The sequence below is a fragment of the Brevibacillus sp. B_LB10_24 genome (genome assembly GCF_046036945.1).
Classification (GTDB): domain Bacteria; phylum Bacillota; class Bacilli; order Brevibacillales; family Brevibacillaceae; genus Brevibacillus_C.
The window spans coordinates 172,203-185,225 of record NZ_JBJQOQ010000003.1 but is presented as its reverse complement, the minus strand read 5'-3'; the positions used below and the strand labels follow the sequence as shown (position 1 = coordinate 185,225).

Below are 13,023 nucleotides of genomic sequence, written 5' to 3'. Positions count from 1 at the left end.
CGGGACCTGGTTTTACAAGCAACGGTTTGAACTTTTGAAGGAGGAAATGAAGATATGAGTCGTGTAATCGGTATTGACTTAGGAACAACCAACTCTTGTGTAGCTATCATGGAAGGCGGCGAACCTGTCGTCATCCCTAACCCGGAAGGCAACCGCACGACCCCGTCCGTCGTCGCTTTCAAAAATGGCGAGCGGATCGTCGGCGAAGCTGCAAAGCGGCAAGCGATTACCAACCCTGACAACACCGTGATCTCGATCAAGCGCTGGATGGGAACCAACCATAAAGAAACGCTGGAAGGCAAAGAGTACACGCCGCAGGAGATCTCCGCGATGATTCTGCAAAAGCTGAAATCCGATGCGGAAGCGTACCTCGGCCAACCGGTCACACAAGCGGTCATCACCGTACCGGCCTACTTCAACGACAGCCAGCGCCAGGCTACCAAGGACGCCGGAAAAATCGCCGGGCTGGAAGTGCTGCGGATCGTCAACGAGCCGACTGCTGCCGCGCTCGCATACGGGATCGAAAAGTCCGAGGACCACACCGTGCTCGTGTACGACCTCGGCGGCGGTACGTTTGACGTCTCTATCCTCGAGCTGTCGGAAGGCTTCTTCGAAGTAAAAGCTACATCCGGCGACAACAAGCTGGGCGGAGACGACTTCGACCAGGTGGTCATCGATTATTTGGTCAGCGAATTCAAGAAGGAACACGGAATCGACCTGTCCAAAGACCGCATGGCGATGCAGCGTTTGAAAGACGCGGCGGAGAAGGCGAAGAAAGACTTGTCCGGCATGCTGACCACGACCATTTCGCTGCCGTTCATCACGGCCGATGCCAGCGGTCCGAAACACCTGGAGCTGAACCTGACCCGTGCCAAATTTGAAGAACTCACCGCACATCTGGTAGAGCGGACGATGGGACCTACCCGTCAAGCCCTGCAAGACGCCGGCTTGTCCCCGAGCCAAATCGACCGTGTGATTCTGGTGGGCGGCTCGACGCGCATCCCGGCCGTACAGGAAGCGATCAAGAAGTTTATCGGCAAGGAACCGCATAAAGGAGTCAACCCGGACGAGGTAGTAGCCCTGGGTGCAGCTGTTCAGGCTGGCGTGCTCACCGGCGATGTCAAAGACGTGGTACTGCTTGACGTCACCCCGCTTTCGCTCGGGATTGAGACGTTGGGCGGCGTATTCACCAAGCTGATTGACCGCAATACGACCATCCCGACCAGCAAGTCCCAGGTCTTCTCCACAGCAGCCGACAACCAGACTGCAGTAGAGATTCACGTCCTGCAAGGGGAAAGACAGATGGCGGCAGACAATAAAACACTCGGCCGCTTCCAGTTGTCCGATATTCCTCCGGCGCCGCGCGGCATCCCGCAGATCGAGGTCAGCTTTGACATCGACGCCAACGGGATTGTCAACGTGCGGGCGAAGGATCTTGGCACCGGCAAGGAACAGCGGATTACGATCACGTCCAACTCCGGGCTGTCGGATGACGAGATCGATCGCATGGTAAAAGAAGCGGAACTCAACGCCGAAGCCGACAAGAAACGCAAGGAAGAGGTAGAGGTCCGCAACGAAGCCGATCAACTCGTCTTCACGACCGAAAAGACGCTGAAAGATCTGGAAGGCAAGGTCGACCAAGCGGAAATCGACAAGGCCAATGAAGCGAAGGAAAAAGTGAAGAAAGCGCTCGAAGGCGGCAACATCGAGGAAATCAAGAGCGCGAAAGAGGAACTCTCGCAAATCGTTCAGCAGCTTTCGGTGAAGCTGTACGAACAGGCTGCACAGGCCGCACAAGCTGCACAAAACGCCGGCGGCGCGGATGCGGCAGGCGGCAGCGAACCCAAGAAAGACAATGTGGTCGACGCTGATTACGAAGTTGTAGACGACAAAAAATAAGCGGAATACAGCAGGTAAAAAGTCAAAGTCAGGGTTTGCTTGACTTTGACTTTTTTCGCTGGTGAATCCTATCATTGAAGCATAGCCATCGACGTGATATAGTTACTTTTGATTTGTTTCGATACGGGAGTGATTTTATCGATGAAGCGGGATTACTATGAGGTGCTAGGCCTGGGGAAGGATGCCGGTCCGGAGGAAGTCAAGAAGGCCTACCGGAAGTTGGCCCGCCAGTACCACCCCGATGTCAACAAAGAGCCGGATGCGGAGGAAAAGTTTAAAGAAGTAAAAGAAGCGTACGACGTATTGTCCGATCCGCAAAAGAAAGCAAATTACGACCGGTTTGGGCACCAGGATCCGACCCAGGGCTTTGGCGGCGGCGGCTTTGGCGGATTTGACGCCTCTGACATGGGCGGATTTGGCGATATATTCGATATGTTTTTCGGCGGCGGGCGCCGCGCCAATCCCAATGCGCCGCGGAAAGGGGCCGACCTGCAGTTCGCGCTGAAGATCGACTTTAAAGAAGCGATCTTCGGTAAGGAAGCAGAGATCGAGATCCCCAAAGAGGACGAATGCGGCACTTGCCACGGCACAGGGGCAAAACCGGGAACGGGCGTGGAGACCTGTCAGACGTGTAACGGGACGGGGCAGCAGGAAGTGGTGGCGAACACCCCGTTTGGGCGGATCGTCAACCGGCGCGTCTGTCAGACCTGCGGCGGAAAAGGCAAAGTGGTGAAGGAAAAGTGCGCCCATTGCCGCGGTACGGGCCGGGTCAAAGTGCGGCGGAAAATCCACCTCAACATTCCTGCCGGTGTGGACGACGGTGCCCAGCTCCGCGTAGCGGGAGAAGGCGAACCGGGAGTAAACGGCGGACCGCCCGGGGATTTGTATGTAGTACTGCGGGTTAAAGCCCATGAGTTCTTCGAACGGGAAGGAAACGATATCTACTGCGAGATGCCGATCAATTTTGCCCAAGCGGCGCTGGGAGATGAGATTGAGGTGCCGACGGTGGACGGCAGGGTCAAGCTGAAGATTCCGGCCGGCACGCAGACAGAGACGTACTTCCGGCTGAGGGGCAAGGGCGTGCCGCATCTGCGCGGCAGCGGACGCGGCGACCAGCACGTAAAGGTGCGGGTCGTAACGCCGACCAAACTGTCCGAGAAGCAAAAGGAACTGCTGCGCGAGTTTGCCGATATCAGCGGCGGCGTACCGCAGGAAGTACCGCACAATGACGAGAGTTTTTTTGACAAGGTGAAACGAGCCTTTCGCGGTGAGTGACTTCGTGCAAAGAGATGCAAGGGGAGAGTGGGAGTTTCATGTTATGGTCCGAAATCTGTATCCATACGACCGCAGAGGCGGTCGAGGCAGTATCCAATATTTTGCACGAAGCAGGTGCCAACGGGGTTGTGATCGAAGACCCGGAAGTGTTGTTTCGCGACTGGGATACGCCGTACGGTGAGATCTACCAGCTCTCCCCGGACGATTTCCCGACAGAAGGGGTATACGTAAAAGGGTATATGCCCGTCAACAGTTACCTTGGCGAGACGGTGGAAGAGATTAAAAACCAGCTCAACCAGCTGCTGCTGTACGGTCTCGACCTGGGAAAAGGAACGGTGACGCTGACGGAGATTCACGAAGACGAATGGGCCTCAGCCTGGAAAAAGTACTACAAGCCGATCAAAGTCTCCGAGCGGATCGCGATCACGCCGATCTGGGAGGAGTATTTGCCAGCGGGCGACGAACTGGTGATCGAGATGGATCCGGGAATGGCGTTCGGCACGGGTACACACCCTACCACCGTCTTGTGCATCCGTTCGCTGGAGAAGTATCTGCAGCCGGGAGACAGGGTGTACGATGTCGGCACAGGCACCGGCATCCTCAGTATTGCCGCCGCCAAATTGGGCGCATCCAAGGTACTTGCCTTTGACTTGGACGAAGTGGCTGTCCGTTCGGCCCAGGAGAACGTCAAGATCAACAAAACAGGCGGCATCGTCACGGTCAAACAGAACAACCTGCTCGACAACGTGTCCGAACCGGCGGAGCTGGTCGTCGCCAACATTTTGGCGGAAGTGATCATTCGCTGCACGGACGATGTGGCTGGTGTGCTCACCCCGAACGGCACGTTTATCGCTTCCGGGATCATCGGGGCCAGGGAGGCCGACGTCAAACAGCAGCTTGAGCAGACGGGACTGGAAGTAATTGAAACGATTTACATGGACGACTGGGTAGCAATTATCGCAAAAAAAAGGTAGAATAGTGGGGTTACAACTCATGCAGCGTTACTTTGTCGAACCTCATCAAATCTCAGGCCATTGCGTGACGATTACGGGCGATGATGTCCACCATATCGTCAAGGTGATGCGAAGTCGTACAGGGCAAGAAATTGTGGTCAGTGATGGGCAGTCGCGCACAGTCAGGGCGCGGCTTTCTCAGTTGGACGCCGGCAGCAATCAGGTGCAGGCTGAGATCGTCGAGTGGCTGGACGAACAGCGCGAATTGCCGATTGACGTGACGATTGCGCAGGGGTTGCCAAAGGGCGACAAGTGGGAATGGATTCTACAGAAGGGGACGGAGCTTGGAGCGTCCGCCTTTTTCCCGTTTTCATCGGAACGGGCTGTCGCCAAGCTGGATGAGAAAAAGGAACCAAAAAAACGGGAGCGCTGGCAGAAGATCGTCAAGGAAGCGGCAGAGCAGTCGCACCGGACGAGACTGCCTGCAGTCATGCCGGCGCGGTCTTTTCAGCAGACGATAGAGGAGATACCGCGTTACACGGCCTGTGCGATTGCCTATGAACAGGCGAGCGGATTTGGTCTGCACGATGTGTTGGGCAGCCTTCGGCCGGGGGATTCCCTGCTCGTGCTGATCGGTCCGGAAGGCGGCTTCTCGGCAGAGGAAGCGGCCCAGGCGACAGCGGCCGGTGCTGTGGCCGTCTCGCTTGGCCCGCGCATCCTGCGGACCGAAACGGCCAGTCAGTACGTGCTTGCCGCGGTATCCTACCACTTTGAACAGATAAACGGCGAAAGGAGGGAGAGCAATGGCTAGCGTTGCTTTCTACACATTGGGTTGCAAGGTAAACAGTTATGAAACGGAAGCGATTTGGCAGTTGTTCCAGTCAAACGGCTACCAGCGCGCCGACTTTGAAGCGGATTCGGCTGACGTCTACGTGATCAACACCTGCACCGTGACCAACACGGGTGACAAGAAGAGCCGCCAAGTGATCCGGCGGGCGATACGCCACAATCCTGAGGCCATTATTGCCGTAACCGGCTGCTATGCGCAAACATCCCCAAACGAAATCGCGGAAATTCCCGGTGTCGATATTATCGTCGGAACACAGGGAAGGGAAAAATTGGTAGAATACGTGGAGCAAATCCGTCGGGAGAGACAGCCGATTAACGCGGTGGGCAACATCATGAAAGCGCGTGAATTTGAAGAGCTGGACGTGCCGTCGTTTACCGACCGGACGCGCGCTTCCCTGAAAATTCAAGAAGGCTGCAACAACTTCTGCACATTCTGCATCATCCCATGGGCCCGCGGACTGATGAGGTCCCGTAAGCCGGAGAGCGTCATCGAGCAGGCGCAAAAACTGGTTCAAGCCGGGTATCTGGAGATCGTCCTGACGGGAATTCACACCGGCGGGTACGGCGAGGATCTGGACAACTACAATCTGGCAAAGCTGCTCGTAGACCTGCACCAGGTAGAGGGACTGAAGCGAATTCGCATCAGCTCGATCGAGGCAAGCCAGATTACAGATGAAGTGATCGCCGTCATCGATGGCTCCGACAAGGTTTGCCGCCATCTGCACGTGCCGCTGCAAGCGGGTGACGACGAGGTGCTGAAGCGGATGCGCCGCAAGTACACCACTGCCGAGTTCCGCGAGCGCATGGTAAAAGTGCGGGAGGCGCTTCCGGGCGTGGCGCTGACGACGGACGTGATCGTCGGCTTCCCGGGCGAGACGGATGAACAGTTTCAAAACACCTATGACTTTATCAAAGAAATCGGGTTTGCCGAGCTGCACGTCTTCCCGTACTCGATGCGGACGGGAACTCCGGCAGCCCGGATGACCGATCAGATTCCGGACGAGATCAAAAAAGAGCGCGTCGATCGGCTGCTGGAGTTGAACACAGAGCTGACCGTCCAATACGCGAAGCAATTTGTCGGCGACGTACTGGAAGTCATACCGGAGCGTCCGTTTAAGGAAGACCCGGAAAGCGGCCTCTTGATGGGGTATTCCGATAACTACCTGAACGTCGTCTTCCCGGGAACCCCCGAGATGATCGGCAAAGTGTGCAAGGTCCGCCTCGACGAACCGGGAACCGAGTACTGCCACGGAACGTTCGTCCGCGTTTTGGACGACAGCAAACTCCCTTTGATCAAGGAAAAAGTGGTATGAAGGAAATCTCGGCTGGCGGAGTTGTCTACCGCAAACAAAACGGTCAGGTCTGGCTGATGATGATCGAGGACCGATTCGGCAAATGGACCTTGGCGAAGGGAAAGCAAGAACCCGGCGAGACGCTGGAGGAGACTGCCCTGCGTGAAATCGCGGAGGAGACGGGAGTGCGCGGAAGGCTGGCCGGCCATCTGGAGACGGTGGTCTACCAGTACGTTCACCCCGCCAGCCGCGCTAAAATCGACAAGGAAGTCCACTACTACCTTGTCGAAGCCGTTACCGAGGCGCTTGCTGCCCAGGAAGAGGAGATCAGCGCTGTCCATTGGCTCGGGCCAGAGGAAGCGTGGCGGCGCCAACGGGAGCAAGGCTACGGCAACAACGACAGCGTAGTCCGTTCGGCGCTGCGCCAGTTAGGAATCGAGGTGTCTGAGATGCTGCAACTGAACAAGTACATTGACCACACGCTGCTGAAGCCGGAGGCGACGGCGGAGATGATCGATCAACTATGTGCGGAAGCGAAAGAATACGGTTTCGCCTCCGTGTGTGTCAACCCGACATGGGTAAAACGTTCGGCTGCGAAACTGGCAGGAACAGATGTTAAGGTATGTACGGTCATCGGCTTCCCGCTCGGAGCGACTACACCCGAGGCAAAGGCGGCCGAGACCCGCGATGCCGTCGCCAACGGCGCCACAGAAGTTGACATGGTGCTAAACATCGGGGCGCTCAAATCGGGCGACTACGAACTGGTTAAACGGGACGTGGCTGCCGTCGTCGCAGCGGCAGATGGCGCACTGGTGAAAGTTATCCTCGAAACCTGCCTTTTGAGCGAGGAAGAGAAAGTGAACGCCTGCAAGCTCAGCGTGGAGGCAGGTGCCCACTACGTCAAGACGTCAACCGGTTTTTCCACCGGCGGGGCAACTGTGGAAGACATTGCCCTGATGCGCAAGACGGTCGGACCTGACATCGGCGTAAAAGCTTCCGGAGGGGTCCGTGACCGCGCTGGCGCGCTGGCCATGATCGAAGCGGGCGCCACCCGCATCGGGGCCAGTTCAGGCGTTGCGATTTGCAAAGGAGAAACGGCTTCCGGCAGCGGATACTGACTTATATCGTGACGAGGACCTCGGCTGATCACAGCCGGGTTCCTCGTCGTCTTCTGAATCAGAATTTGCCGAAAAAATAAAATTTACCCCTCTGCAGTATTTATGAGCTTGCTTCAGGCCCGTTTGGCCCGATCGGGTATCAGCCACTCGATACCCGCTGCAATCTTGGAGGCGAACGGCAGGGCGGCAAGCGAGCAAACCAGGTTGAAGATCGTCTGGGAATGGGCGATCTGCGTGGCCGGATCCGATGTCAACATTCCCGATACATAGGCAAGACTAGAGAGGAAGGGTAGGAACGCCAGCGCGCCGGCAAGATTGAACAAGGTGTGGCACCAGGCTACCTGTTTGGAAGCAGTGTTGGTGCCGATGCTGGCCACCAGCGCTGTGGCGCAAGTGCCGATGTTGGCCCCCAGCACGATCGCCAGCGCCGTTTCCATCGACAGGATCTGATGGGTCATCAGCCCCATCGTAATCGCGGTCGTGGCCGATCCGCTGTGAATGAGTGCGGTAAAGACCATCCCGGTGACGAGCCCGATCAAGATCGAATGGCGGCTCTCCAGAAACATCACGCGAAAGGTTTCCGACTGTTCCAATGGTTTTGCCATGATTTTCATCGTGTCAATCCCCATAAAAATGAGTCCAAAACCGGCTATGATCAACCCGGTGCAGCGCAGCACAGGCTTTGGCTGCAGCCAGAGAGCGACGCCGATCAACAGCATCGGGACAGCGAAGTCCCCCAGTGACAAGGCGATCAGCTGGGTTGTAACAGTCGCTCCGACATTGGTGCCCAAAATGATCCCGACCGTCTGCGCAAAGCCGATGATCCCGGCCTGTGTCATGCCGATCGTCAGGACCGTGACAGCGCCGGAGCTTTGCAGGACAAAGGTAGAGAACAGGCCGGAGAAAAAGCTGTGGATCGGCGTTTTGGTAAAGCGCTGCATCACTTTCTCCATTTTTTCTCCGGCCAAGCGATGAAAACCGACGCGCATCGCATACAGACCAAGCAAGAAGTAACCAAGCCCAAGCACAAACGGAATAAGAATCTTGGAAGCAATGAACATGTTCACCCCCCCTTATTTCCGTCAGATACTACTACGCTATGCCTGTACGAAGACAAGCATGACACTGACAACGAGGAGGCAAGACAGCCAAATGGCCACAGTCTATTTGCAAAAACAGCGAAAGAAGCGATTGGAAGCAGGGCACCCCTGGATTTACCAATCAGAGGTGCTGGAAATAAAAGGGGAGTATCAACCGGGCGACATCGTGGAGGTCGTCAACCATCAAGGACACTTTTTGGCCAAAGGGTACATCAATCCCCGTTCGCAAATGATCGTCCGAGTCTTGTCCTACAATCCGGACGAGGAAATCGATCTCTCGTTCTTTGTCCGCCGGCTGAAACAGGCGGGAGAGTACCGCCAGCGGTTTGTGGACAATCCGCGGGCATGCCGGCTGATCTACGGCGAGGCCGACTTCCTGCCGGGCTTGATCGTGGACCGGTACAACGACATTCTCGTGGCGCAGATCCTTTCGCTCGGGATGGAGTGCCGGCGAGACCTGATCAAGCAGGCTTTGGTCGAAGTGTTTGCGCCGCAGGGCATCTACCTGCGCAACGATGTGCCCGTCCGGGAATTGGAAGGGCTGGCCCAGACCAAGGAAGTGCTGTACGGGGAATGTCCGGAGGAAGTGACGATCGAGGAAAACGGTCTGACGTACGTAGTAGATATCGTAAACGGACAAAAGACCGGATTTTTTTACGACCAGCGGGAAAACCGGGCTGCGATCGCCCCGTTGATGCAGGGCTGGGGAGCGGCCCATGGAATTACCCTGCAGCAAGTGGAGACGGACGAAGGGCCGGCGGTAAAACCGGTAGACAGTCGGGGCAAGATCGTGAAGAATCCCTTCTGGGACGGAGCCGAGGTGCTGGAGTGCTTTACCCATACCGGCTCTTTCACGCTAAACGCCTGCAAACACGGGGCAAAAAAGGTGACGGCGCTGGACATTTCCGAACATGCGATTGCCACCGCCAAGCGGAATATTACGCTGAACGGGTTTTTGCACCGGGTCGAGTTCGTCGTAGCCAACGCCTTTGACTATTTGCGGGAGAACGCAGAGGCCGGCAAACTCTGGGACGTCGTCATTCTCGACCCGCCGGCTTTTGCCAAGTCGCGCTCTGCCGTCAAGGGGGCCTGTCGGGGCTACAAAGACATCAACCTGCACGGGATGAAACTGGTCAGGGAGGGCGGCTTTCTCGTGACGGCGTCCTGCTCCTACCACATGTCGCCCGAGCTGTTTTTGGAGACCATCCAATCGGCAGCCTTTGATGCCAAAAAGATCCTGAGGCTGGTGGAGTGGCGCGGCGCCGGCAAGGATCATCCGGAAATAAGCGGCGCCGAGGAGGGGCATTACCTGAAGTTTGCTATTTTCGAGGTGAGGGACAGAAAGTAGCCCTGTCCTCCGTGGATTGTCGAGGAGTTAAAGCATCAGTCACATGCACATCGCGGCCAAGCATGGGCATAATACCAAAGAGCTTGTTCGGTATTAGGAGGTGCGGCTGTTGCATTCGATTGACGAATCACAGAAAACTGGCGGAGCGGATTCGCGACCACAAAAGAATCAGCACAAAGAGGCGGAAGCGGCAGAGGAACTGGCAGTCTCTCCGCTTGCAGTAACCGCGGGGGCGGCTGTGAAAGCGAGCGAGCCTCACAAGCCAAGTGCCGCAGAAAGAGGAAGAGGGAGAGGGGCGATCAACTTTGCCCTCCCGATCTGGAGGTCGATGCTCGTCTTTTTGATCCCGCTGATGCTGAGCAACACCCTGCAGTCGATCGGCGGGACGATCAGTTCGGTGCTGCTGGGACGCGCTGTCGGGGAAGGGGCGCTGGCATCGGCGAGCGCGGTGTTTCCCGTGACGTTTTTTCTCGTTTCTTTTGTCATTGGGCTGGGCAGCGCCAGCTCGGTCTTGATCGGGCAGGCATACAGCAGCGGACAGACGGAGCGGATGAAGGCGACGGTCGGGACCTCGCTCACCTTTACGCTATTGCTGGGACTGCTTGTAGCCGCTGTCGGCAACCTGTTTTGCCGCGAACTGCTGCTGCTGATCGGAACGCCTCCGGCGATCATCGACAGTTCCATCGGCTACGCACGGATCATCTTCACAGGGCTGCCGATCATGTTTATCTACACCAATTACACCACGTTTTTACGCGGGACCGGGGATTCGAAAACCCCGTTTTACTTCCTCGTGATCAGCACTGCGCTGACCATCGCGCTCAGCCTGGTATTCGTTTTGGGATGGCTCGGGGTGCCCAGTCTCGGTTTAAATGGAGCGGCGCTGGCCACTGTCCTGGCTACGCTGGTGACTTTTCTCGCCCTGGTCGGCTACTTATGGTGGATCCGGCATCCCCTGGGGCTGGACCGGGAGACCGTGAAAAAGCTGCGTCTCGATCGGCAAATCGTCTCCCTGCTCGTCAAGATCGGACTGCCTACCAGCGTCCAGATGATCTTCGTCTCGATGGCCGAAATCGCCGTCATCGTCTTCGTCAACGCGTACGGCGCCCACGCGACCGCCGCTTACGGCGCGGTCAATCAAATCGTCAACTACGTGCAGATGCCGGCGATGAGTCTCGGGATTGCTGCAGGCATCTTCGGCGCTCAACTGATCGGAGCGGGGAAGCAGGAACGCTTGGACGAGCTGATCAAAAGCACGGTGATTCTCAATTACGTGATCGGTGCGATCCTGATCGGCATCGTCTACTTGTTCAGCGAACACGTGCTTTCCTGGTTTTTGACGGAACCGTCAACAGCCGCCATGGCAAAGACTCTGCTCTACATTACGCTGTGGGCCTACCTGCTGTTCGGCAACAGCATGATCATCTCAGGCATGATGCGCTCGAGCGGAACTGTCTTGTGGCCGACGATTTTCACCATCTTTTCCATCTGGGGAGTAGAGGTGCCAGCTGCGTATTTGCTGTCCCGGCGAATTGGCATCGAGGGAATTTGGTTTGCTTATCCGATCTCATTTAGCTTCTCTCTGTTGATGCAGTATGTTTATTACAGACTGTTTTGGAAAAACAAGGAACACGGCCGATTGTTCGACAAACCGCAAAAGACATCGTAGTCACACGCGACAGCCCCTGCCGAGCCAGGGGCTGTCTGATTTTGCAGGAAATAGGCCGCAGCGGAGATTAAACCGTGAATCACAGCTTGATAATAGGCGCAGGTACAGCTATTATTGTTCTGATAATTCTAAATAGTAAAACTGGAGTGGTGATTTATGAAAATGCAGTCAGACCACCTCAAAACCGAAGGAGACATCAATCTGTCACCGGTGCGAAAAAGGTGGCAGGACCAGCACGTAAACGAGGAGACCCAGGAGATTTTGGCAGAGGATGAGCAGTACTTTCTGCATCAGTCGATGTCTACTCCTTGTTTGAATGTCATTACCAAATGCGAAGGGATTTACCTGACAGACAACCAGGGCAGAAAAGTGATGGACTTTCACGGAAACAATGTTCATCAAGTCGGATTCAGCCATCCTCACGTCATCGCGGCGGTTAAGGAACAGTTGGATCAGCTCTCTTTTTCCACCCGGCGCTACACCAACCAGAAGGCGATTGAACTGGCCAAAAGGCTTGCGGAACTTGCCCCGGGCACGTTAAATAGGGTCCTGTTGGCTCCCGGTGCGACATCGGCGGTAGGCATGGCTCTCAAGCTTGCCCGGATCGCCACGGGCAAATACAAGGTGGCTTCCATGTGGGATTCCTTTCACGGCGCGTCTTTGGATGCCATTTCCGTCGGCGGAGAGGCCGTGTTTCGCAGGGGGATGGGGCCGCTTTTGCCCGGGGTGATACACGTCCCTCCGGTAAACACGTATCGCGGCATGTTCGGTGAGAGTGTCAGGGACGATATCATCTTTGCCAAACACCTGGAATACGTCATGGAAAAGGACGGCGAGATCGGGGCTGTCATCATCGAAACGGTGAGAAATACGGATGTCCAGATCCCGTCGAAGGGATACTTGCAAGCAGTGAGGGAGATTTGCGACCGCTGCGGAGCCCTGTTGATTTTGGATGAAACTGCAATTGCCTTTGGCAGGACGGGAAAAATGTTTGCGTTCGAGCACTACGACATCGTCCCGGACATGGTGGTAGTGGGAAAGGGTCTGGGCGGGGGCGTATTTCCCATCGCCGCCCTGATTGCCAAGGAGGAGCTCAATCTGGCGCAGCACATCTCCCTGGGGCACTACACACACGAAAAATCCCCCGTAGGGGCCGCGGCAGCGCTGGCCATGCTGGAGGTGCTGGAGCTGGAAAACCTGCTGACCCGCGTGGAAGAATTGAGTCCTTACATCCGTGCACAGCTTTACGGGCTCATGGAAGAGGTTCCGTTCATCGGCGATATCAGGGGGATTGGCCTATTGTTCGGAGTAGAGCTGGTAAAGGATCGGATCTCCAAGGAGCCTGCTTGTGAGGAAGCGGAAAGAGTGATGTACCACTGCCTGGAGCAGGGACTCAGCTTTAAGGTATCCCAGGGGAATGTACTGCAGCTGTCTCCCCCGTTGGTCATTCGGCGGGAGGAAGTCGATCATGCCCTGGCGATCCTTCGTTCGGCCTTTGCCGGACTTAAGACCGTATAAGA

General features: G+C 56.3%; 10 protein-coding genes and 1 pseudogene. 10 read left to right on the top strand and 1 reads right to left on the bottom strand.

The genetic code is table 11. From position 1 onward, the window contains the following. Positions 1–54: 54 nt before the first annotated feature. The 7 genes and pseudogenes from dnaK (at position 55) to deoC (ending at position 7,386) form a co-directional block, all read left to right on the top strand. A complete protein-coding gene (dnaK, locus tag ACI7RC_RS05460) occupies positions 55–1,899 on the top strand; it encodes a molecular chaperone DnaK (protein ID WP_408107211.1) in 1,845 nt (614 codons plus the stop codon). A 141-nt stretch (positions 1,900–2,040) separates the two neighbouring features. Continuing rightward, entirely contained in the window at positions 2,041–3,174 is a 1,134-nt protein-coding gene (gene dnaJ, locus ACI7RC_RS05455) for a molecular chaperone DnaJ (protein WP_408107210.1), read from the top strand. A 38-nt stretch (positions 3,175–3,212) separates the two neighbouring features. Beyond that, positions 3,213–4,148 carry a 50S ribosomal protein L11 methyltransferase gene (gene prmA / locus ACI7RC_RS05450; RefSeq protein ID WP_408107209.1) on the top strand — a complete coding sequence of 312 codons (936 nt, stop codon included), beginning with the start codon at positions 3,213–3,215 and terminating at the stop codon, positions 4,146–4,148. A gap of 19 nt (positions 4,149–4,167) precedes the next feature. Further along, on the top strand, positions 4,168–4,938 hold the full coding sequence (locus tag ACI7RC_RS05445) for a 16S rRNA (uracil(1498)-N(3))-methyltransferase (RefSeq protein ID WP_408107208.1): 771 nt from the start codon (positions 4,168–4,170) through the stop codon (positions 4,936–4,938). Next, positions 4,931–6,289 carry a tRNA (N(6)-L-threonylcarbamoyladenosine(37)-C(2))-methylthiotransferase MtaB gene (gene mtaB, locus ACI7RC_RS05440; RefSeq protein WP_408107207.1) on the top strand — a complete coding sequence of 453 codons (1,359 nt, stop codon included), beginning with the start codon at positions 4,931–4,933 and terminating at the stop codon, positions 6,287–6,289. The genes ACI7RC_RS05445 and mtaB overlap by 8 nt, the downstream gene beginning before the upstream one ends. After that, a pseudogene (locus tag ACI7RC_RS05435) lies at positions 6,286–6,639 on the top strand (NUDIX hydrolase); the annotation flags it as partial. The gene mtaB and the pseudogene ACI7RC_RS05435, both read left to right, overlap by 4 nt. Before the next feature lie 81 nt (positions 6,640–6,720). Then, entirely contained in the window at positions 6,721–7,386 is a 666-nt protein-coding gene (gene deoC / locus ACI7RC_RS05430; protein WP_408107260.1) for a deoxyribose-phosphate aldolase, read from the top strand. A gap of 113 nt (positions 7,387–7,499) precedes the next feature. Here deoC and ACI7RC_RS05425 read toward each other — a convergent pair whose 3' ends face one another. Continuing rightward, positions 7,500–8,447 (bottom strand): Na/Pi cotransporter family protein, encoded by a 948-nt coding sequence (locus ACI7RC_RS05425; RefSeq protein WP_408107206.1) that lies wholly within the window; start codon positions 8,445–8,447, stop codon positions 7,500–7,502. 91 nt (positions 8,448–8,538) lie between these two features. Between ACI7RC_RS05425 and ACI7RC_RS05420 the strand changes: the two genes are divergently transcribed. The 3 genes from ACI7RC_RS05420 to ACI7RC_RS05410 all read left to right on the top strand — a co-directional run bounded on the left by ACI7RC_RS05420 (position 8,539) and on the right by ACI7RC_RS05410 (position 13,021). Next, a complete protein-coding gene (locus ACI7RC_RS05420; RefSeq protein ID WP_408107205.1) occupies positions 8,539–9,834 on the top strand; it encodes a class I SAM-dependent rRNA methyltransferase in 1,296 nt (431 codons plus the stop codon). Between the two features lie 328 nt (positions 9,835–10,162). After that, positions 10,163–11,503, top strand: a complete 1,341-nt coding sequence (locus tag ACI7RC_RS05415; protein ID WP_408107259.1) for an MATE family efflux transporter — start codon at positions 10,163–10,165, stop codon at positions 11,501–11,503. Between the two features lie 156 nt (positions 11,504–11,659). Continuing rightward, on the top strand, positions 11,660–13,021 hold the full coding sequence (locus tag ACI7RC_RS05410; protein WP_408107204.1) for an aspartate aminotransferase family protein: 1,362 nt from the start codon (positions 11,660–11,662) through the stop codon (positions 13,019–13,021). The last annotated feature ends 2 nt before the right edge of the window (positions 13,022–13,023 follow it).